Annotated in this window: 20 protein-coding genes; 6 read left to right on the top strand and 14 right to left on the bottom strand. The window is 39.9% G+C overall.

From position 1 onward, the window contains the following. Positions 1-207 precede the first annotated feature (207 nt). Positions 208-2,088 carry a tRNA uridine-5-carboxymethylaminomethyl(34) synthesis enzyme MnmG gene (mnmG, locus tag F975_RS10550; RefSeq protein ID WP_004753098.1) on the top strand — a complete coding sequence of 627 codons (1,881 nt, stop codon included), beginning with the start codon at positions 208-210 and terminating at the stop codon, positions 2,086-2,088. 712 nt (positions 2,089-2,800) lie between these two features. Next, entirely contained in the window at positions 2,801-3,322 is a 522-nt protein-coding gene (locus F975_RS10545; RefSeq protein WP_004753096.1) for a hypothetical protein, read from the top strand. Here F975_RS10545 and F975_RS10540 read toward each other — a convergent pair. After that, complete coding sequence (locus F975_RS10540; RefSeq protein ID WP_004753093.1) at positions 3,306-4,295, bottom strand: helix-turn-helix transcriptional regulator; 990 nt, start codon at positions 4,293-4,295, stop codon at positions 3,306-3,308. The two genes, F975_RS10545 and F975_RS10540, sit on opposite strands and share 17 nt — an antisense overlap. Before the next feature lie 225 nt (positions 4,296-4,520). On the opposite strand from F975_RS10540, the gene F975_RS10535 reads away from it, so the two are divergent. From F975_RS10535 to F975_RS10520, 4 genes are read left to right on the top strand one after another with little or no spacing between them, the layout of a single operon-like run. Then, positions 4,521-6,068: a circularly permuted type 2 ATP-grasp protein gene (locus F975_RS10535; RefSeq protein ID WP_004753090.1), complete on the top strand. Its 1,548-nt coding sequence runs from the start codon at positions 4,521-4,523 to the stop codon at positions 6,066-6,068. A gap of 10 nt (positions 6,069-6,078) precedes the next feature. After that, positions 6,079-6,681, top strand: a complete 603-nt coding sequence (locus F975_RS10530) for an alpha-E domain-containing protein (RefSeq protein ID WP_004753088.1) — start codon at positions 6,079-6,081, stop codon at positions 6,679-6,681. Next, entirely contained in the window at positions 6,678-7,466 is a 789-nt protein-coding gene (locus F975_RS10525; RefSeq protein ID WP_004753085.1) for a transglutaminase family protein, read from the top strand. Before F975_RS10530 ends, F975_RS10525 begins: the two co-directional genes overlap by 4 nt. 22 nt (positions 7,467-7,488) lie before the next feature. Continuing rightward, positions 7,489-8,223 carry a proteasome-type protease gene (locus F975_RS10520; RefSeq protein ID WP_004753084.1) on the top strand — a complete coding sequence of 245 codons (735 nt, stop codon included), beginning with the start codon at positions 7,489-7,491 and terminating at the stop codon, positions 8,221-8,223. Between the two features lie 205 nt (positions 8,224-8,428). Here the strand turns inward: F975_RS10520 and alr are convergent, their stop codons facing one another. The 13 genes from alr to F975_RS10455 form a co-directional block, all read right to left on the bottom strand. Then, complete coding sequence (gene alr / locus F975_RS10515; protein WP_228127420.1) at positions 8,429-9,535, bottom strand: alanine racemase; 1,107 nt, start codon at positions 9,533-9,535, stop codon at positions 8,429-8,431. Beyond that, positions 9,522-10,970 (bottom strand): replicative DNA helicase, encoded by a 1,449-nt coding sequence (gene dnaB, locus F975_RS10510; protein WP_004753081.1) that lies wholly within the window; start codon positions 10,968-10,970, stop codon positions 9,522-9,524. The genes alr and dnaB overlap by 14 nt, the downstream gene beginning before the upstream one ends. A 182-nt stretch (positions 10,971-11,152) precedes the next feature. Beyond that, positions 11,153-11,599 carry a 50S ribosomal protein L9 gene (gene rplI, locus F975_RS10505; protein ID WP_004753079.1) on the bottom strand — a complete coding sequence of 149 codons (447 nt, stop codon included), beginning with the start codon at positions 11,597-11,599 and terminating at the stop codon, positions 11,153-11,155. Positions 11,600-11,607: 8 nt separating this feature from the next. Next, positions 11,608-11,835, bottom strand: a complete 228-nt coding sequence (rpsR, locus tag F975_RS10500; protein ID WP_000090661.1) for a 30S ribosomal protein S18 — start codon at positions 11,833-11,835, stop codon at positions 11,608-11,610. An 11-nt stretch (positions 11,836-11,846) separates the two neighbouring features. Then, complete coding sequence (gene rpsF, locus F975_RS10495; protein ID WP_004753077.1) at positions 11,847-12,233, bottom strand: 30S ribosomal protein S6; 387 nt, start codon at positions 12,231-12,233, stop codon at positions 11,847-11,849. Positions 12,234-12,368: 135 nt separating this feature from the next. Continuing rightward, positions 12,369-13,100, bottom strand: a complete 732-nt coding sequence (locus tag F975_RS10490) for a DUF3142 domain-containing protein (protein ID WP_004753075.1) — start codon at positions 13,098-13,100, stop codon at positions 12,369-12,371. Between the two features lie 4 nt (positions 13,101-13,104). Continuing rightward, on the bottom strand, positions 13,105-15,174 hold the full coding sequence (locus F975_RS10485; RefSeq protein ID WP_004753073.1) for a PA5441 family protein: 2,070 nt from the start codon (positions 15,172-15,174) through the stop codon (positions 13,105-13,107). 168 nt (positions 15,175-15,342) lie between these two features. Then, on the bottom strand, positions 15,343-16,221 hold the full coding sequence (cyoE, locus tag F975_RS10480) for a heme o synthase (RefSeq protein ID WP_004753071.1): 879 nt from the start codon (positions 16,219-16,221) through the stop codon (positions 15,343-15,345). A 10-nt stretch (positions 16,222-16,231) separates the two neighbouring features. Then, positions 16,232-16,558 (bottom strand): cytochrome o ubiquinol oxidase subunit IV, encoded by a 327-nt coding sequence (cyoD, locus tag F975_RS10475; RefSeq protein ID WP_004753069.1) that lies wholly within the window; start codon positions 16,556-16,558, stop codon positions 16,232-16,234. Next, positions 16,555-17,178: a cytochrome o ubiquinol oxidase subunit III gene (gene cyoC / locus F975_RS10470; protein ID WP_004753066.1), complete on the bottom strand. Its 624-nt coding sequence runs from the start codon at positions 17,176-17,178 to the stop codon at positions 16,555-16,557. Before cyoC ends, cyoD begins: the two co-directional genes overlap by 4 nt. Positions 17,179-17,182: 4 nt before the next feature. Beyond that, a complete protein-coding gene (gene cyoB / locus F975_RS10465; RefSeq protein ID WP_004753064.1) occupies positions 17,183-19,174 on the bottom strand; it encodes a cytochrome o ubiquinol oxidase subunit I in 1,992 nt (663 codons plus the stop codon). A 2-nt stretch (positions 19,175-19,176) separates the two neighbouring features. Beyond that, positions 19,177-20,205: a ubiquinol oxidase subunit II gene (gene cyoA, locus F975_RS10460; protein WP_004753061.1), complete on the bottom strand. Its 1,029-nt coding sequence runs from the start codon at positions 20,203-20,205 to the stop codon at positions 19,177-19,179. A 265-nt stretch (positions 20,206-20,470) separates the two neighbouring features. Continuing rightward, entirely contained in the window at positions 20,471-21,220 is a 750-nt protein-coding gene (locus F975_RS10455) for an RDD family protein (RefSeq protein WP_004753059.1), read from the bottom strand. Positions 21,221-21,289: the final 69 nt, after the last annotated feature.

Below are 21,289 nucleotides of genomic sequence, written 5' to 3'. Positions count from 1 at the left end.
AAAATAATCAATTTTTGTCTTTGTTTATTTCGTAACAAGATGCATAAGTTTGTGAACATTTATGATAAATGTACAAGCATTACAACCCTTGTGTATGCCTATTGCTATATAGCATTGTGATCGCTGGTGAAAGCATAAGTTTTTGGTATTTTTTTCCTGTTTTTTGCTATAATGTTCTGTCTTTTTTTTAGTTCTGACACAAAGATTATGCATTATCCTAAAGTTTACGATGTCATCGTTATTGGTGGTGGTCATGCTGGTACAGAGGCAGCACTTGCTGCTGCACGTATGGGGAGACAGACATTACTATTAACTCATAATATTGAGACTTTAGGGCAGATGAGCTGTAATCCTGCAATTGGTGGGATCGGTAAGTCGCATTTAGTGCGCGAAATTGATGCACTTGGTGGTGCAATGGCACTGGCTGCCGATAAAGGCGGTATTCAGTTTCGTATCCTGAATTCACGTAAAGGAGCTGCTGTTCGTGCTACCCGTGCGCAAGCTGACCGTGTCCGCTATAAAGCTGCGATTCGTGAAACTCTGGAAAATCAAGCCAATTTAGATATTTTTCAACAAGCTGCTGACGACCTGATTGTAGAAGGTGATACCATTAAAGGCGTTGTGACCCAAATGGGCATTCGTTTTGATGCAAAAACCGTTGTATTAACTACAGGTACATTCTTGGGTGGTGTGATCCACGTTGGATTAGAGAAATCGAGTGGTGGTCGTGCAGGTGATCCACCATCTATTGCACTTGCACATCGCTTGCGTGAATTAAAATTACCCGTTGGACGTTTAAAAACAGGTACACCGCCTCGTATTGATGCACGCAGTGTCGATTTTTCTGTGATGACGCCACAACCAGGTGATTTTCCATCGCCAGTGATGTCATTTATGGGTGATGCTGCCATGCACCCAGAGCAAGTCAATTGCTATATTACGCATACCAATGAAAAAACCCATGACATTATTCGTGGCGGTTTAGACCGGTCACCAATGTATACAGGCGTGATTGAAGGTGTTGGTCCACGTTATTGCCCATCGATTGAAGACAAGATTCATCGTTTTGCCGATAAAGATTCGCATCAGGTCTTTTTAGAGCCTGAAGGTTTAGATACACATGAGTTGTATCCAAACGGGATTTCGACTTCTCTACCATTTGACGTGCAGTTTGCTTTGGTGCGCTCTATTCGTGGTATGGAAAATGCGCACATTTTGCGTCCAGGCTATGCGATTGAATATGATTACTTCAATCCACAAGGCTTGAAATTTACCCTTGAAACCAAAGCGATTAATGGTTTGTATTTTGCAGGTCAAATCAATGGTACGACAGGTTATGAAGAAGCGGGTGCTCAAGGTTTACTTGCAGGCTTAAATGCTGCTCGCCGTGCATGGGAACAAGAAGAGTGGACACCAAAACGTGATCAAGCGTATATGGGTGTATTGGTTGACGATTTAATTACGTTGGGGACTAAAGAGCCTTACCGTATGTTTACCTCTCGTGCCGAATATCGCTTGATGTTACGTGAAGACAATGCCGATCAGCGTTTAACTGCTATTGGTCGTGAGCTTGGTTTGGTGGATGACACACGTTGGGCTGCTTACTGTGAAAAAATGGAAGCAGTTGAGCAAGAAACCTCACGCTTACAACATTTGTGGGCTGCGCCAAATAACCCGATGGGTAAAAAGTTCGTTGAAATGACAGGTGCAGATTTAAGCAAAGAATGTAGTGCGATTGATCTATTAAAACGCCCGAATATCAGCTTTGAGCAAATTGCGGAATTGACTGGCTCTGAAGTATCGCAACAGGTTGGTGAGCAAATCGAGATTGCAGTGAAATATGAGGGTTATATCAACCGTCAGCATGAAGATGTCGCTCAGCTAAAACGTTTGGAAGAAACCAAAATTCCAGTCGATTTTGACTATGATGTGGTGTCTGGCTTGTCGCGTGAAATTACCCAGAAGCTAAAAACTGTTCGCCCAGATACTTTGGCGCAAGCGACTCGTATTCCAGGTGTTACGCCTGCTGCTGTTCAGTTAATTATGATTACCATCCGTAAAAATAATGCGATGCGTAAATCGGCTTAATTGAACAAAAATCTAAAGCCCAATAGTTATCCAAAGCTATTGGGCTTTTTTATGTCCAATAAAAAGCTTAGCGTAAAAAGAATTAAGCATTTTCTCTTAGAAGCTCATGCAATCTATTTATTTCTCATGTTGTAGAAATCTTCGTATAGTGAGTACATGGAGTTAACAATGAGAAAAAGCCATGACCTTCAAACATATCCGATACAACCGTGGTGAATTAGCGTGCTTCAGTTTATGTGCTGAGTGAGTATTGTCCTTCCTAAATAAAAATAAAGAAAAATAACAATAAGATATACCAGATCAGACGAGCCTATTCTTAGAAATGAGAAATAGGCTTATTTTTTGAGATTTATTTTAAATAACCTATTTATTTTTTATGGTATTGAGTATTTTTAAAAGCCAGACTCAATATTGGATGCTGATTTTGAGTCAGCAAGCAGGTATTTTTAGATGTCGCAAGATTCCAATTGTTATCTGCCCCTTATATTGTGTAGCATATTAGGCTTGTGTCATCAGCCCATTTTATTCCTTTAGGCTACATTGAAATATATTTCAATTTTGCTCAGCGAGAAAAATAAAGAGGGTGTATACGATGATGAAATGAGGCTATTTCATTGATAATTCAGTTATTATCATTGGACAAAAAATAGTGGTCTTTTCAAAAATCAAGTATGCTTACGATATTAATTTATAAAAATTTTAAGGTGATTTTATGGGAATGAATATTGCGGGATGCATTGTCAAAAAAGTCATTACCTCTCAATATGATTTAGAAGAATTATTTGGAGCTGAGCTAGAGTTTCAGGGGGATATTAGCTTTGCTGAAGCCTGTGATTTAGAACGTGATGAAAATACGATAGATGTCTATTGTAACGCTGTGGGTTGCCTGATTATTTATCATGCAGGTCAGTCTTATGATGTGTCAGACGTGAAAGAGGATATTATTCAGTTTGTTTTATTTTCTTTGGCGAATAGCTATTTTTTTGAGCAATATCATGAAGGTAAATTACAGCGCCGTTATATGACTGTAAATGGCGAAGTACATGAGGACGAAGGTACAGGCATCTTGCAAGAAGGTGATGATGTTGAAGCCATTGTGAAACAGCTACTGGATGATTTTTTAGAAGAGCCAATTGCTAAACAGTTAGACCAATTAGAGCTGCAACGTTACGCATTTATAGAACAAGGTGATGAGGATGATGAGACGGATACAACCCCTAAATTACCTCATTAACATAAGCTGAAACTTCAGCGGGTTCAATATGCCGAATTTTTTTCCCAAAGCTGCGTAACCACCAGATTAGCTGTGAAGTTAATGGAACAGTTGCTTGAATCAAGACCAGTTGATGATCTAAATGTTGAATGCTCTGATCTTTACTGAGTTGTGATTCATAGAATGTTTTTGCATCTGTTTCATGCATGGTGAGCTGTAGTTGTACTAGTTCGGTGGGCTTGTTCAGATCAATTCGGAATCCCAAAGCGCCAGACTCAATATATTGATCAATATTGAAATCGACAGGATGCATGGCACGGTGATTCGATAAGCTGGCTGACTTAAAACGGTGCAAAGCAAAAGTCTGAATATCCTGCCGATCATGTCGAGTACAAATCAGATAAATAATCGCACCTTTTTGTACCAGACCTAATGGGTTGAGCAAATAGGTTTTTTCTTCACGTTCGCGCCCTTGATACACACATTCAATTTGTTTGTCCTGCAATAAGCCTTCATAAATAACCTGTTGGGCTTGTTGATCAATCAAAGGTGGAATGAGTGGCTGGCTTGCAGGCACAATTCGTACCCGATTAATCCATTGTCGGACATTATTTTGAGTTGATAGGCTTCGCCGTGCCAGATCGAACCATGGCATCATTTCATTGATTAAACTGGGTGGAAGCAGGTGCTTTAAGTGCTCTTCAACCATCATAAATGTCACAGCTTGTGAACTGGTCATATGTGGCAGACTTTGAATAGGAGCATCTGAACGCCAACGCCAGCCTTGAGGCACTTCTTTATTACTTTCAATAGGAAAGCGTTGTGCTAACTGGTTGAGGTCACGTTGAATGGTTCGTAAGCTAATATCAATCCCTTCACGCTGCAAAATTTCTTGTAATTGACGTGTACCTGTCCATTTTCCTGTGGTCAGACACGATAAAATTTGCCATTGTCGATGCAGGCTATTTGAGGTTTCTTTTTCTTGTGCAGACATGGATGAGTTAAGGTACTGAATGATTAAATGAATGAGGTTGCTTTGAGCTGTAAATAATTTAAAAAACAACTCGAAACGAAAACTTACTATACACTAGCTTTTTGTCGGTGAGATATCAATAATAAATCTTAAACGATACAAAAAATTGAATTAAAAAGCTGTTATGTTGATATGGCATTAATTTTGCTAGTTTAAATATAAGTCTTATAAAGATGAGAGGTTGATATGCTAAAAGATAATAAAGAGCCTTTAAATATGATAGAAAATGTTGTTACAGGTGTAGGCTATAGTCACGTAGAACCACAGCATGTTCAGCAGAGAAGCCAGCAAGATAAAAATTTGTTTCAGCAGCTTCATTCGAAGTTCTTTAATGAAATGCTTGATGATCGTCACATGTCAGCAGAAGCTTGTCAGAATATTGAAAAATGGTTATTTGAACGTAGCCTTGCAGATTTGAAAATTTTAAATCAGGAAGCGAAAGAATTTTTTCTTTATCATGGGATTACATTTACCGTATATGGCGATGCAGAAGGAACAGAGCGCACAATTCCCTACGATTTGATTCCAAGAGTGATTGCAAAAAAACAATGGGATAAAATTTCTACAGGATGTTTGCAGCGTGTGAATGCTTTAAATCATTTTCTTGATGATATTTATAACCGTCAGGAAATTTTAAAAAATGGCATTATTCCTGAGACTCAAATCTTGAGTCATGAAGCATTTCAGCCACAAATGATGAATTTTAAACTCAAAGGAAAAATCTATTCACAAATTAGTGGGATCGATATTATTCGGGATCGTTCGGGCGAATTTTTTGTTCTAGAAGATAATTTACGTACACCGTCAGGCGTATCTTACATGCTGGAAAGTCGCAAAATCAGTAAAGAACTGATGCCTGATTTGTGCCAGAAAAGTAAATTATATGAAATTGAGCAATACCCACAACTTTTGCGCGCTATTTTAGAAGAAAATGCTTTAGTTGATCGACCAACAGTCGTGGTTCTTACGCCAGGGCGTTTTAATAGTGCTTATTATGAGCATGCATTTTTGGCTCGGGAAATGGATGTGCCTTTGGTTACTGGGCAAGATTTGTTTGTTGAAAATGATATGGTCTATGCCAAAACCATTCGTGGGAAGCAACGAGTTGATGTGATTTATCGCCGTTTGGATGATGCCTTTTTAGACCCTTTGAGTTTCCGCCCAGACAGTTGTTTAGGTGTTGCTGGATTGATGTCAGCGTATTTGAAACAGAATGTGATTATTGCCAATGCGCCAGGCACAGGCGTTGCTGATGACAAATCAATTTATCCGTATGTCGATAAAATGATTGAATATTATCTCAATGAACAACCTATTTTAAAAAATGTACCAACTTATCAGTGTCGTGATCGTCATGATTTGGAGTATGTGATTGAAAATATGCATGACCTTGTCGTGAAAGAAGCTCAAGGCTCTGGTGGTTATGGCATGTTGATTGGTCCACAGGCAACAGAAAAGCAAATTGCTGAATTTAAACAAAAAGTTATTGCATATCCGCATTTGTATATTGCGCAACCGACTCTAGATTTATCAGTTGCGCCAACATTAACGGACAGTGGTATTGCTGAGCGTCATATAGACTTGCGTCCGTTTATCTTGAGTTCACCGCAGCGCACCGAAATTGTGCCAGGGGGCTTAACCCGTGTTGCCATGAAAGAGGGTTCACTGGTGGTAAATTCTTCGCAAGGTGGTGGTATTAAAGATACTTGGGTTATTGAAACATTGCATGCATAAGGAGAGACATATGTTATTGCTGACTTCAAATGCATACAATATCTTTTGGCTAGGTCGTTATTTGGCGCGGATTCAGTTTCTGTGTCAACATTTGCCCTTGCAAGATGATGAACAGGCCAAACAGTTGATTTCTGCTTTGTACTTACCAGCCTATGATGCTGCATCACTAACAGCGTTATTATTTGATTCTGAACAGACTTATTCATTTAGCCAGCAGTTTAAAGTTGCCTATGACAATGTGCAGGCATTGAGAGGTATTTTATCAGTGCAAAGCTACGCTGAACTCAATGCGATGTTTAAATCTGCTAAGAGTAATGCGGTTGCGATTTGTCAGATTATCACTGATGTTGAGGCAGTTCTGGAAGCTGAGTCTCAAGATATTTTCTTGTTTTTTAGTTTAGGCAAATATATTGAGAAGCTCGATCAGGCGTTGCGGACACAACAGGAGTGTCATGACAGCCTTGAAAAGCTGGATATTCTTGCAAATGCCTTGAGTGATTATGGTTGGGATGATTATGTTCAAGTTTGGCAGAAATTTAAAGTTCAGCCTGATTTGAGTACATTTAACCGATTAAATGCTCACTTACAGCAGATGTTTGGAGTTGTCACATGAGATTAATGGTGAATCATCAAACGCATTATCAGTATTCAGAGGCAGCACGTAATAGCATTCAATATATTAAAATGATGCCACAAAGCGGAGGGCATCAACAGGTACATTCATGGGATTTAAGCATTCCTGGACAATATAGCACCCAAAAGGATGCTTTTAGTAATCTGTGGGTGACCAGTTCTCAGCATTACGATTACCAGCAGCTAACAATTATGGCGCAGGGTATTGTAGAAATTGATCAAAAATGTGAAGTTGCAGTACAAAGTTGTGCCATTCATCCGAGTATTTTTTTGCAGTCAACTAGTATGACCGAATGCAATCGCGAGATGCTGGCATTTGCTCATGAATATGTCACATATAAAACTCGCGAGCAGTTGCAGTTGCTGGCAGCTGCAATTTTGCAGCACATTCCATACTGCTCGCAGGCCACAGAAGTTCATACCCCTGCAACAGAGGTTTTTAACGCGCATCAGCAAGGCGGTGTTTGTCAGGATCATAGCCATGTATTTATTGCCATGTGTCGTGCTTTAGGTATCCCTGCACGTTATGTTTCGGGTTATTTATATGCGCCAGATATGCTGCACTTGGCAAGTCATGCTTGGGCTGAGGTTTATTTAGATCAAACATGGTATTGTTTTGATATCAGTAATCAAATCTTTACCCCACATTCGCATATTTATGTTGCAATTGGTCGAGATTATTATGATGTTGCTCCCATACGGGGGGTGCGTGAGCGTGGCGGCGTAGAAACGATGCGTTCAATCGTACAGGTTTTGCCATGCTAGTTTAAAACGAAGGGAAGTATTAATGACCTATTGTTGTGCTTTACGTTTAAAGGATGGGTTGGTATTTATTAGCGATACTCGTACTAATGCTGGTGTTGATCAGATTTCGGTGTTCCGTAAGTTATATACATTTGGCGTGCATCAGGAGCGTTTTATTGCAATCCAAACAGCAGGTAATCTTGCGACTACTCAGGCAGTCATTGGCTATTTACGCAACCAGATTGCCTTAAAACAAGAACCCAATTTATATACCCTTAATACGATGTTTGAAGTTGCGCAGTTGGTTGGGCGCACCTTGCGTAAAGTAATTCAGGATGTGACTGAAGATACACAAGAGCAAAGTAATTATTACTGTAGTTTGCTGGTGGGAGGGCAAATAGGGGATGATGAACTGCAACTTTACAATATTTACCCCCAAGGCAATTTTATTTGTGCCACCAAAGATACGCCGTTTTTTCAAATTGGTGAAAGTAAATATGGTAAGCCGATTTTAGATCGAGCATTGACCTATGATATGCCACTGGATGAGGCCATACGTTGCAGTCTAATTTCTTTTGATTCAACCTTGCGTTCCAATGTATCGGTTGGTATGCCGCTCGATTTATTGGTTTATCAGGTGGATAGCCTTAAAATTCCACAGGGTAAACGCATTACCAGCGAAGATGCTTATTTTCATCAAATTAGCACGCAATGGTCTGAAACCTTGCGTCGCGGGTTGCATGAGATACCAAAACCAAGTGACGATTATTTGCTTTAATATTTATTTATCTGGGTAAGAAGCTGGTTTTTTTGAGTGAGATCTGATATCACGGCAACAGGTTCTATATAGGATGTGCTGAAGAATTTAAGCGATAAATGAATAGTAATGATGTGCCAGTAATTTAAATGAACTGAGTATGATCGGTACTAAAACCAATATAAAAAAAAGAAAGCCAAGTTCAACTTGGCTTTCTTTTTTTTGATTAAATCACTTGGCGTGTAGGACGTTTACTTAAACGGCAAAGTAATTCATAACCAATAGTTCCATTTGCTTTGGCAACATCATCGACTAGGCGCTGTGTCCCCCAAAGTTCAACAGGAGTATCAATGCTGACATTTAAACCTGTGACATCAATTGCCATCATGTCCATACTGACACGACCAACTAAAGGAACGGTTTGACCATTTACAACAACATAGTTTTGCTCAATGTATGCACGTGGATAGCCATCACCATAACCAATTGAGACAATGGCAATTTCCATATCTTTGTGTGCAACGAAAGTTGAGCCGTATCCCACTTTTTCGCCTGCATGAATTTTATTTAAAGCCATAATGCCTGCGCTAAAAGTCATGACTGGTTGAAGTCCAAGTTCTGCGACAGGGCGGTGATCAAACGGTGTTGCACCGTATAACATGATGCCTGGACGCACATAATCAAAGTGCAGCTCTGGCCATTTCATGATCGCAGCTGAGTTACAGCAAGAACTTAAGACAGGTGCACAGGCTTCACGTACTTGTAAAAATTGTTGTTTTTGCTGTTCGTTCATTGGGTGGTCATCAGCATCGGCGTTAGCGAAGTGCATTGCCAAGACACATTCAAAACCTTCAGCTTTCAATGTATTGATGATGTCAATAATTTCAGGGACTTTAAAGCCTAAACGGTTCATACCACTATTGAGTTTGACCCAGACTTTTAAGCCTTTTGCCTGATATTGGTTTTTATATTTACGAATCCAGTCAAGTTGTTGCTGATGGTGCAGCATGCATTCGAATTTATTATCGATGGCAATTTGCATTTCATCTTCACTAAAAACACCTTCAATTAAGGTAACCAACTGATTAAAACCCAATTGACGAATTTCAATTGCTTCATCTAAGCAAGCAACTCCAAAAGAATCTGATTGTGTAAGTGCAGACAAACAGTTTTCTAGTCCATGACCATAGGCATTGGCTTTGACCATACTGACGACCTTGGAATTTGGCGCGAGCTGTTTCACTCTGTTCAAGTTATGCTGTAGTGCTTCGCGGTTGATAGTAACTGTAGCTTGACGCACTTTCGGACTCCTTAAGAGATTATTCTTCGTCATCAAATTGGTTATAGTACTCGGGAGAGAGATTACTAAAACGAGTGTATTGTCCTTCAAAAGCCAGTCGTACTGTTCCAATAGGACCATTACGTTGCTTACCGATAATAATTTCTGCAGTGCCAGCTTCTTTGGACTCTTTGTTGTAAACTTCATCGCGGTAAATAAACATGATTAAATCCGCATCTTGTTCAATCGCACCAGATTCACGCAAGTCTGACATCACTGGGCGTTTGTTTGGTCGGTTTTCCAAACTTCGGTTGAGCTGTGATAGTGCAATAACAGGGCAGTTCATTTCTTTTGCTAAAGCTTTTAGACTTCGGGAAATCTCACCAATCTCACCAACACGGTTATCCCCCATACCCGGTACTTTCATCAATTGCAAATAGTCAACCATGATACAACCGAGTTTGCCCCCATGTTGCTTGGCAACACGGCGAGCACGGGCGCGTAATTCTGTGGGTGGAAGTGCAGAGGAATCGTCAATATAAAGGTGCTTTTCTTGAAGTTGTAAAATTGTGCCTGTAACTTTAGACCATTCATCACTATCAAGTTTGCCTGAACGCAAATGTCCTTGGTGGACTTTACCAAACGATGAGATTAAACGCATGGCAATCGAATCGGCGGGCATTTCCATTGAAAAAACCAGTGCTGGCAGATCACAGTTAAACAGCACACTTTCAACCAGATTCATGGCAAAAGTGGTTTTCCCCATGGATGGACGTGCTGCAACAATAATCATGTCGCCGCCTTGCATCCCTGAGGTCTTGTTGTCTAGTTCAACAAATCCTGTGGTCAAACCTGTGATATTACCTTCAAGTTGCGATAATTCACTGAGTTTATTGAATACGTCAGAGACCACAGCCGTAATCGGTTGAGGGCCTGAATTTTTCTTATTGTTATTGTGCTGTTCAGCAATCGAAAAAATATTTGTTTCTGCTAAATCAAGAATTTCAGAAACACTGCGTCCGTTGGTGTTATACGCATTCAGCAAAATTTCATTGCTGGCTTTAATCATACTGCGCAGGGTAGCAAATTCACGAATTTTAATGGCATAGGTTTCTAAATTATAGAAACTTGCAGGTGAGTCTGACATGAGTTGCATGAGGTAGTCTTCGCCACCAATTGCATCAAGCAGGTTTTGTTTAAATAACCAGTCATTGACTAATACTGCATCGTAAGGCGAGTTTTCTTGTGCCAGTTTTTCAATGGCGCGAAAAATATATTTATGCCGAGTTGCATAAAAATCATTTTCATTGAGTACATCACTGACTTGTTCAAAAGATTCGGCAACAGTCATTAATGCGGCTAAAACAGCCTGTTCAATTGCCAAGTTATGTGGAGGTGTACGAAATTCTTTGAGTTGACCTGACGACTCCGTATTTTTATTTTCAGAAGAAACAGAGTGTTGTGCAACTGTGGCATTCGCCTGAGACATAGATAACCTTAAATTGAATAAAGCAGGGGAAAACAAAAAGATTAGCGAATCTATCTTAAAACAAAAGTGACAAACTACATAATCTTAATAACAATATAAATGAACAGATGAATCAGAAAAAACTATGATGAAAAAAAAGAGCATGCAGAAGCATGCTCTTTTTTTTGGGAATGGTACTGAAATTACTCAGAAACGATAGTAACAAGTACTTCAGCAGCAACATCATGATGCAATTGGATTGCGATGTTGAATTCACCAGTATGACGAAGCGCACCATTTGGTAAGCGAACTTCAGCACGATCCACTACAAGACCAGCATTTGTTAATGCGTCTGCAATGTCGCGAGTACCGATTGAACCGAATAGTTTACCTTCATCGCCTGCTTTCGCAGTGATAACGATATTTACTTCGTTCAATTGGTCAGCACGTGCTTGAGCTGCGCCTAATACTTCAGCTTCTTGTTTTTCAAGTTCAGCACGACGAGCTTCAAAAGCAGTTGTGTTTGCTTCAGTCGCAGCAACTGCTTTACCTTGAGGGATAAGGAAGTTACGGCCGTAACCAGCTTTCACAGAAACTTTATCGCCTAATTTACCAAGGTTTTTAATGCGTTGTAATAAGATAACGTCCACAGATCACCTCACTTATGGTTGTCAGTGTACGGAATCAAAGACAAATAGCGAGCTTGTTTAATTGCAAGCGCTAACTGACGTTGATAACGAGCTTTAGTACCAGTGATACGGCTAGGAACAATCTTGCCGTTTTCAGTGATGTACTGTTTCAAAGTGTCGATATCTTTGTAATCGATGTACGCAACATTCTCAGCTGTAAAGCGGCAGAACTTGCGACGACGGTAAAAACGTGCCATTGATGTTCTCCTTATTCAGCAGCTTCTTGAGAAACTTGCTGTGCTTCTTCACGTTGAGCTTTACGCGCACGTTTTTCTTCAGCACTTTTAGCAAGCAAAGACTCTTCAGTAATTGCGTGTTCACGACGGATGATCAAGTTACGAATGATTGCATCGTTATAACGGAACAATTCTTCTAATTCATCAAGAGTCGTTTGACCACATTCAACATTCATTAAAATGTAGTGTGCTTTATGAATTTTGTTAATCGGGTAAGCCAATTGGCGGCGGCCCCAATCTTCTAAGCGGTGAATTTGACCTTCAGCATCTTTGATGTGAGAGATATAGCGTTCTACCATACCAACCACTTGATCGCTTTGATCAGGGTGTACTAAAAGTACGATTTCGTAATGACGCATTGTCAGCTCCTTACGGTTTAGACAGCCCCTAAATAAATTTTTAGAAGCAAGGAGTCTCAACTTTAAAAGTTGAGTCGCAAATTGCGAAGGCTGAATTTTATAAGATCAGCCCATTTAACTCAAGAAAAAACGTCATTATTTGTCAAACTTTTTCGGTAGCAGAAAAACCACATAGCCCAAGAAATTGGGATTTGACTCTAAATCTGAAGGTGGCTGCCATGTACCATGTTCGACCAGCCCGAGCTTAAAAGGAATAGGTAACATTTTTAAACGTTGAACATATTGAGCATAGTTTTCAATGGTATGCTGCCCCTGATAGCTTTGCAGTACGATTTCATCGACACTTTGCTGTAATTTACTCAACGTTTGCGGATCTTGATGGTTAGTCCAGTCCAGTAAGCCCGTAATACTTAAACGATAAGGTTTAGGCAATTTTTGGCGAAGTTGTATAAGAAAGTCAGCATATGATCCAAGATTACGTGTACCACTATCAAAGTCAATTTGCAGTCCGATAAGTTGATTACCTGCATTTTTCCATTGCTGTAGGCGCTGAATAATCTGCATTGTGGTTTCGGTCTGCCACTGTAAATGAGTGGCTCGAAATACCAGCCAGACTTTTTGCTGCCGAGGAAATGTACGTAAACCAATTCCTTGAGGAATCAGTTGACTGCGCTGCTCAGACCGTGAAAATTTAACCTCACCCTGCAAAATATACAATTCGGTCGCATTGGATAAATAGGGGCGTGTTTGAATATTGCCCCATAACCAAAATTGCTGATAATGCTGTGCATCGACATGGCTATAAGCTAATGGACAACTGATTAAACCCAGTAAAATGATCCACGCAGTTTGAAAAAAACGTTGCACAGTATCACCAGTAATATTTTAAAGATTTTGCCCAAGTCGTGTTTGGATATTGGGTTTTAAGTTTCTGAAACCATTGTTTACGAGTCGCTTTATTCACTGCTTTATCGCCACATTCATTGGTTCCACTTGGCGCATAACATTGAATTGCACGATACAGTGCATAGGCTTGTAATTCACTGGGTTGAGCTTCTTGAATAATTTTTTGGTAAGTTGTACCACGGTAAAAAATCTGGCTTTTTACAGGTTTTTTAATTTCACCCAAAATATCGGGATGGCTTTCATTTGTAAACGTATCTAGAAAATTACCTGTCTCACGAATTGCTTCACCTAAACAAACACTCGCTAGTCGATCATTCGGATTTTTGGATAATTGCGTAACCGTATCAATCAATGAACTGCACTGAATTTCAGGGCTAATTTTTTTACCTTGCCAAACAAAAATGGAAAGTGGTGGCTGAGCTTTATAGTCTTCATTTTTGCTGGAGTAGCCTTGGTATTGGGCTGCATTTTTCGGGACATATTTGAAATTTTGAATAAAGGTGTTGTAGTCCTGCTGCATAATTGCTTCTTGCAGTAAGGTGTCTAGCGCAATATTGCGCTCATCTGCGTTAGTGTCTTTGGATGCAAGCATCTGCTCCAAACTGGTTTGATCTGCAATTTTTTGAATAAAAATCTTACGCAAATTACGTTGTTTGATTTTACTGTCCTTGGCTAGAAATCCTGCATAGTTTTTATTTTTCTGCATGTTAATGGCTAAAGCACTTTCAAGTGTCGCATATTGATAATTGTTGCTGGTGCGTTCCAACATGGTATTCCAATATGAATAAGCGGCCTGAGGTTGCTGTGCTTCTAAAATACGACCTTTCAACATAACTTGGCTGAGTTGCAGGTAACTGCTGATCTTGCTCGGATCATTTTTAGGTAAGTAGCTGAGTGCTTGGGCAGATTGTTTTTGAATAAAAAATAAATGTAGTGCCTGTAAATACTGGAACAGTTCAGGTTGCTGTTTAAAGTAGGCTTGTTGCTGTTGTAATTGTGCCCATGTAATTGGATGTTTATTTTCCCCAGACGGTTTACGCATTTGCATGAGGTCATAAATAGTTAAAAAGAAAGGATCTTCTAAGCTGTCTGGATTGAGTTTTTCATTCGAAAAAACTTGTCGATCTAACTCATCAGGTAAAATCCGAATATCAAGATTGTAATTGGGATCTTTAGGGTGTCGTAGTTGCCAGATGAGTTCCTGTACCAATTTATCGTTTTGACCTGAAAACCAGTATCCACGACGCAGTAGACCTCGTGCACTGGCACGGTACAAGCCTAGAGGATAGGTTTTCAAATAATCGTTGATACGAGTAAAAATTGCTTTGCTTAAAACTGGGTCAACTTTGCTAACATCAAAGTCACCATAAGTATCTGTTCCAGTTCGATAAGCCTGATTGATGGCTACCCGAATCAGCATATATTGTGAGGTTTCTTTAATCCAAGGCTGACTAACTGTACTCAGGACAGTGTAAATTTTCCCCGCAGTAATGTAATCACTATTATAAAAGGCAATAGATGCATTCAGATAAGATGCAAACTGCTGTGCAGGCTGAGACCACTTGGGATCGATTGTAACGAATGCCAAGGCAGTTTCAGGATTGGCTTGAATAGCTTGACGGGCTGTGATTAATTGTTGTTTTTCTGTGGCTGAAAGTTGTTTGGATGCCTGAACCTGTTGAATAAACTGGGTTTCACCTAGGGTAATCGAGTTTTGTTTCTCATCATAAATCGCTTCGGGTTGATTTGGTATAGCCTGACGCTGATTAGGTATACTGCTGCTGATTTGCCCTGTAAAGGTTTCGGTGTCAAACGGTACAATCCCATATTCTGCCAGCCATATTTTGTTTGTATTGGTGATGGGGTTGGCTTTTGCAAAACCCATATCAATCAACATTAAATACATATTGGTTTTGTTGTCATTGGCAGGATCTAAAACAGGTAGATTGCTACAGGTATTATAACTATTGGAATTGATTTGAATACTTGGTGAGAAACAGCCTTCATCGAAGCTGGCATGTGTTGAAAAGCTCAAACTTGTTGCTAAACTCAGAAATGTGAGCGGGAAAAATGCTTAGACAAACCCATATTATAATCCATATTTCATTCATTATTAGAATGTTGGGTATTGTATAAGAAACTAGAAGGAAAGTAATTCGTGTGGACTGACAAAAGATAGAGTGGAAACCCACTCTAACTTATATCAAAAAAGTGGCAAATGTGGAGCAGGAGATTGATAGCTAAAACTAAAGCTAATGCTGAGTGCGGTAATTAAAATCACCGAATACAGGAAATAACGTTTTGCCCAAACCTGATCATTTTTAGCTTTAAAACCAATAATCGATAAGTACAACCAATAGGCACATAATGCATTAAAGGTAATCAGAAAAAAGACATTGGTATAGCCAAAACAATATAAGCCATTAAGTACCGCTGCAAATAAAACCACATAAATCAAAGATTCAACTTTGGTTCGAAAAATTGAGCGAGCAACAGGCAAAATTGGAATTCCTGCACGTTTATAGTCATCGAAGCGATAAATTGCAATTCCCCAAGAATGAGGCATTTGCCAAATTGCATACGCTAAAAAGACCAGTAAAGCAGCAACATCAAACTCATGTGCAACAGCGGTATAGCCAATCACGGGAGGGCAGGCACCCGAAATACTGCCAATCACAGTTTGGTGAATGGAAGTTCGTTTTGACCACAAACTGTATAAACACACATAAACAATAAAGCCAAGAACTGCAAAGCCCGTTGCATACGCATTGACAAAAAACCATAAAAGGCTCAAACCTGAAATACCTAAAATTGTTGCAAAAATTAGGGCAGCTTGTGGTTCGATGGTTTTTTTTACCAGAGCACGGTTTTGTGTGCGCTCCATTTTGTCATCGATGTCTTGGTCAATGAAGTTATTGACAACACAACCTGAGGCAACAACTAGCGTTGTACCTAAAAGTGTGAGGAGAAGTAATAGGATATCTACAGAGCCTTGGGCGGCTAAGAAGAAGCCGCCCAGGGTAGTAACGAAGTTACCGAAGAGTATCCCTGGCTTGGTCAGGAATATATATTTTTTCAGCATGACAACCAGTTTAGATCATCATGTTGAAATGTAGATAGTTCATTACCCAAACAGACCCGATCAACAAGATTGCGATGGTTAGAATGGTATAAATAAAAGCAATCACGTTCCAGCGTTGTTCTTCAGATGAGTTCATATGTAAGAAGAACATCAACTGTACAAGAACCTGAACAATCGCAGTAATGCCAACAACTGCAAGCAACAAGCCACGACCAAAGCCACCAGTCATCACCATCCCGAATGGGATGATGGTGAGAATGATAGACAAAATAAAGCCAATGGTATATTGCTTCATGTTGCCATGAGATGCATCGGATGAATGATGATCATGACTCATGAGATAACTCCCATCAAGTAAACAACACTAAATACACAGATCCAAACGATGTCAAGGAAGTGCCAGAACAAGCTTAGGCAAGCAAGGCGACGTGTATTCGGTAAAGTTAAACCATTCTTTTTGATTTGGAACATCAAAACGATCATCCAAACCAGACCAGAAGTCACGTGGATACCGTGTGTACCAACCAAAGTAAAGAATGCAGATAAGAATGCACTGTGACTTGGACCGTAACCTTCAACTACAAGGTGATGGAATTCATTGATTTCCATACCGATGAAGGCTGCACCAAATAACCATGTGATAATTAACCAAGTAATTACCCCATTCACGTTATTTTTGTAACGTGCAAGTACAGCAAAACCGAAAGTTACTGAAGAAATCAAAAGCGCAAAGGTTTCAATTAAAACGTAACCTAAAGATTCACTAAATAACTCTTTTGGACTTGGCGTGCCAGCAGGAACATGAGTATGTAAAACTACATAGGCAATGAAGAGTGTCCCGAACAGGATCAAGTCACTCATCAAATAAGTCCAGAAACCAAAGGTAGTCAGATCAGTGTCATCGTGATGATGATGATCGTCATGCCCATGGCTATCGTGATGAAGTACGTCAGCCATTGTCTTAGTCCTTCTTCAAGTGTTTTTCAAGGATTGCAAAGCGTTCGTTTTCAATACGTTCAACTTCAGCTGCTGGTACGTAGTAGTCTACTTTTTCAGTATTTGAGCTTCTGATGAATGTAATGATAATTGAAACAAACGAAACAATAACCAACCACCAGATATGCCAAATTAATCCAAATGACATGACTGTGATTAGGATCGCTAAAGCAAAACCAGCAACACGATCTGTTGGCATATGAATATCTTCATATTTCGTTGGCTTAACGTACGCAACACCATTTTCTTTATCTAACCAGAAGCGGTCGATATGCTCGCCTTGTGGCAAGTAAGCAAAGTTGTAGAATGGAGCAGGTGAAGAAGTTGCCCATTCAAATGTACGGCCATCCCATACGTCGCCTGTATAATCAACAGTTTTATTGCGTTGTAGGAAACCAACAACAACTTGCATAACGAAACAGAAAATACCAATCGCAACCAAGATTGCACCAATCATAGCGACCGATATGTAAGGTGTCCATTCTGGGTTGTCATATGTATTTAAACGACGAGTCATGCCCATGAAACCAAGAACATAAAGAGGCATGAATGCGAAATAGAAACCGATGAACCAGAACCAGAAAGATGCTTTACCCCATGCTTCATTTAACTTCCAGCCAAACATTTTTGGCCACCAGAAGGTAATACCAGCAAACATCGCGAATACAACACCACCAATAATTACGTTATGGAAGTGGGCGATCAGGAATAAAGAGTTGTGCACAAGGAAGTCCGCAGGTGGAACCGCCATAAGTACACCAGTCAAACCACCAATACCGAAAGTCACAAGGAAGCCTAGTGTCCAAAGCATTGGAGATGTGTAGGTAATACGACCCTTATACATGGTGAATAACCAAGAGAAGATTTTCACACCAGTTGGGATCGCAATAATCATGGTCATAATACCAAAGAACGCGTTAACGTTCGCTCCTGCACCCATGGCGAAGAAGTGGTGTAACCAAACGATAAGAGAAAGAACAGCAATTGCGCCAGTTGCGTATACCATAGTTTTGTAACCAAATAGTGCTTTACGAGAAAACACAGGTACAACTTCTGAGTACACACCAAATGCAGGCAATACCAAAATATAAACTTCAGGGTGACCCCAAGTCCAAATCAAGTTCACATACAGCATTGGGCTACCGCCAAGCTCATTGGTGAAGAAATGGAAATCGAAGTAACGGTCAAGTGTCAACATGGCAATAGTTGCAGTTAACACAGGGAAAGTCGCAATAATCAGAACACAAGTAAATAATGCAGTCCAAGTGAAAATTGGCATGTCCATCAATTTCATGCCAGGTGCGCGCATTTTAATGATGGTAACAAAGAAGTTAACACCTGTTAAAAGCGTACCTAAGCCAGAAACCTGTAATGCCCAAATCCAGTAGTCTACACCGACACCTGGCGAGTATTGAATGCCTGAAAGAGGAGGGTATGCCATCCATCCAGTTGCAGCAAATTCGCCAAGAACCAGTGATGCCATAACTAGACCAGCAGCACCAGCAAATGCCCAGAAACTGAACTGGTTAAGCAAAGGGAATGCAACGTCACGTGCACCAATCTGTAATGGTACAATGATGTTGAATAAACCAACAACTAGACCCATTGCTACAAAGAAGATCATGATCACGCCGTGGGCAGTGAAGATCTGGTCATAGTGGTCAGGGTGTAAGTAACCTTCACCGCCACCACTAGCAAGGAATAGTTGAAGACGCATCATGAATGCATCTGCGAAACCACGTACTAGCATGATCACAGATACCAAGATATACATGATACCGATTTTTTTATGGTCTACAGACATAGCCCATTCTTTCCAGAGGTAACCCCACTTCTTAAAGTAAGTGATACCTGCCAGAACAGCGATTGCGCCAAGTGCCATAATGATCGAAGTCACAATAACAATTGGTTCTTTGGGGATGGCACCCCATCCAAGTTTACCTAATAGCATATCCATGTTTATTCCCCTGCAGCAGCGTGAGAAGCGTCAGCATGAGCTTGTTCTGCACCATGGTAATTGCTCATATATTTCGCAATAACTTTCTTGAAGAGTTGAGGCTCAACTGAAGAATAATAAGTTACTGGATGAGGGTGGTGCGGATAAGTTCCTTGCTTTTCAAGTGCTTCAGCAGCAGCTTTCTGTTCAGGTGTTTGAGCGTCCGCTAGCATACCTTCAATTTGGTGTTTAGAGCGTTCACCATCACGTAGTGCTTGTAAGCCTGCAAAGTCCAAAGATTGTTTTTGAACAGCTACATAGCGAGTACCATTACCTGCTTTTACATCAGCAACCCATTTATCAAAGTCTGCTTGGCTTACGCTGTGCGCTTTGAAATGCATTTGGGAGAAACCATAACCGCTATAGTTTGCAGAGAAACCACGATATACGCCTGCTTCATTTGCTAAAACATGTAGGTGGGTTTGCATGCCTGCCATTGCATAAATTTGACCTGCTAACTGTGGAATGAAGAATGAGTTCATTGTAAAGTCAGAGGTAATATGGAAGTGTACAGGTGTTTGCTCTGGGAAACGCAGTTCATTGATTGTTGCAATTTGCTGTTCTGGGTACACAAATACCCATTTATACGGCTCAGCAATAACTTGAATATCAACAGGTTTTTTAGTTGATTCCGCATCAAGCGGGCGATATGGATCGTATTGGTGAGAACCCCACCAAGCGATATATGCTAAAATTGCAATAATAATGATAGGGATGCCCCAAACTGCGATTTCAATTGCAGTTGAATGCGCCCATGTAGGTTTATAGTCTGCATCTTTATTCGACGCGCGATATTTCCAACCAAACCACAATGCCATAATGATAGACGGAATTACTACCAAGAGCATAAGATAGATCGCAGTCATCATGAGTCCGCTAAGACCATGAGCGACAGGACCTTTTGAGTTTAGAAGTACTAAATCACCACCACACCCAGTCAAGAGTGCAGAAATCGTAGATAAAGACAATACAGCTAATATCGTTTGTCTCATTTTACAACCTCGGTGAAGAGTCCCATTTACATACTTGGAATATGGGATAGCGATTATAGTGTCAGATGTTTTAGAAAGATTTTTCTCTCAAAAACATAGGGCACCGCTACTTTGTAGGGCATTATGCCCTATATTGATTAACTAAGCTATATTTACAATCAGCAAAAATAAGTTATTTAAATCCAACAAATAAAGTTGGATTTAATAAATAAAAATAAGAAAAATACGTAAAATCATAAAGTTAATAACATGGAATTATTTTTAGTTATTCCACTTTATTTGTGATTTTTATTCTATTTATAACTTTAGTTTTAGCAATACGATCATGCAAAGTCTGCTTTTTTTCACTAAAAATGAAAGCAAAATCTAGTATAGTGATAAAAGGCATGAAAAGTAAATTCAAAATGATGAAGACCATACTACGTAGTAAAAATACTCGTGTTAAACCAACAGTTTCATCATTTTCTGCATCAACGATTTGAATCTTGGCAATATACTTACCGATACTTTGCCCTGATTTAGCAAGCAAAAATGCCTGAATTGCTAGCATAATTATGATGTAAATCAACATGCTATGCCATGCATCGGTGGGAATAAGATTAAAGATCTCGGCTTGAGAGTTGGCATTGATCCCTTGTTCTTGCAACTTGATCATTTGCGTTTTTGTCGCATCATCCATATAGAATGATGGAAGTGCAAATGCGGGTAACCAAAGCAATAGATCGATCAGTTTTGCGAATACCCGTTTTTCAATTGATGCAAGGCTGACTGCTGGCTGCTGTGCTTTTTTAGATAAATTAATCGATGAAAACTGGGGTTGTGGCTGCTCTGAATAATTTTGAGGACGATAGAAAAGTTGCCCATGGGTGAGTTCACCTAATGGTTTCCATTCGGTCATACCTTGATGCCAAGCAAGGTCGGTGAGTAAGACCTGTTGGTTGGCAAGCATTTGATTGAGTTGTTCTAAGGTATAAGGTCCTGCTTGTTGATTATTTCGCGCTAAATATATTTGCATAAAACCATTATCTCAATATTCAATAAAAAAGACCCATTAACGGGTCTTTTTTATCATGTTTTTACGATG

It is taken from the genome of Acinetobacter brisouisimilis (assembly GCF_000368265.1).
In the GTDB taxonomy this organism is placed as follows: domain Bacteria; phylum Pseudomonadota; class Gammaproteobacteria; order Pseudomonadales; family Moraxellaceae; genus Acinetobacter.
This window is presented reverse-complemented; position numbering and strand designations above follow the sequence as displayed.

Bases quoted from the DNA above. Each gene is read 5' to 3' on its own strand.
- cyoB (WP_004753064.1), bottom strand. From the start codon at position 19,174: ATGGATATGCTATTAGGTAAACTTGGATGGGGTGCCATCCCCAAAGAA.
- F975_RS10540 (WP_004753093.1), bottom strand. From the start codon at position 4,295: ATGTCTGCACAAGAAAAAGAAACCTCAAATAGCCTGCATCGACAATGG.
- F975_RS10535 (WP_004753090.1), top strand. From the start codon at position 4,521: ATGCTAAAAGATAATAAAGAGCCTTTAAATATGATAGAAAATGTTGTT.
- F975_RS10545 (WP_004753096.1), top strand. From the start codon at position 2,801: ATGGGAATGAATATTGCGGGATGCATTGTCAAAAAAGTCATTACCTCT.
- cyoA (WP_004753061.1), bottom strand. From the start codon at position 20,205: ATGAGACAAACGATATTAGCTGTATTGTCTTTATCTACGATTTCTGCA.
- cyoD (WP_004753069.1), bottom strand. From the start codon at position 16,558: ATGAGTCATGATCATCATTCATCCGATGCATCTCATGGCAACATGAAG.
- F975_RS10525 (WP_004753085.1), top strand. From the start codon at position 6,678: ATGAGATTAATGGTGAATCATCAAACGCATTATCAGTATTCAGAGGCA.
- mnmG (WP_004753098.1), top strand. From the start codon at position 208: ATGCATTATCCTAAAGTTTACGATGTCATCGTTATTGGTGGTGGTCAT.
- cyoE (WP_004753071.1), bottom strand. From the start codon at position 16,221: ATGCTGAAAAAATATATATTCCTGACCAAGCCAGGGATACTCTTCGGT.
- dnaB (WP_004753081.1), bottom strand. From the start codon at position 10,970: ATGTCTCAGGCGAATGCCACAGTTGCACAACACTCTGTTTCTTCTGAA.
- F975_RS10455 (WP_004753059.1), bottom strand. From the start codon at position 21,220: ATGCAAATATATTTAGCGCGAAATAATCAACAAGCAGGACCTTATACC.
- cyoC (WP_004753066.1), bottom strand. From the start codon at position 17,178: ATGGCTGACGTACTTCATCACGATAGCCATGGGCATGACGATCATCAT.
- F975_RS10530 (WP_004753088.1), top strand. From the start codon at position 6,079: ATGTTATTGCTGACTTCAAATGCATACAATATCTTTTGGCTAGGTCGT.
- rpsF (WP_004753077.1), bottom strand. From the start codon at position 12,233: ATGCGTCATTACGAAATCGTACTTTTAGTACACCCTGATCAAAGCGAT.
- alr (WP_228127420.1), bottom strand. From the start codon at position 9,535: ATGACGAAGAATAATCTCTTAAGGAGTCCGAAAGTGCGTCAAGCTACA.
- F975_RS10520 (WP_004753084.1), top strand. From the start codon at position 7,489: ATGACCTATTGTTGTGCTTTACGTTTAAAGGATGGGTTGGTATTTATT.
- rpsR (WP_000090661.1), bottom strand. From the start codon at position 11,835: ATGGCACGTTTTTACCGTCGTCGCAAGTTCTGCCGCTTTACAGCTGAG.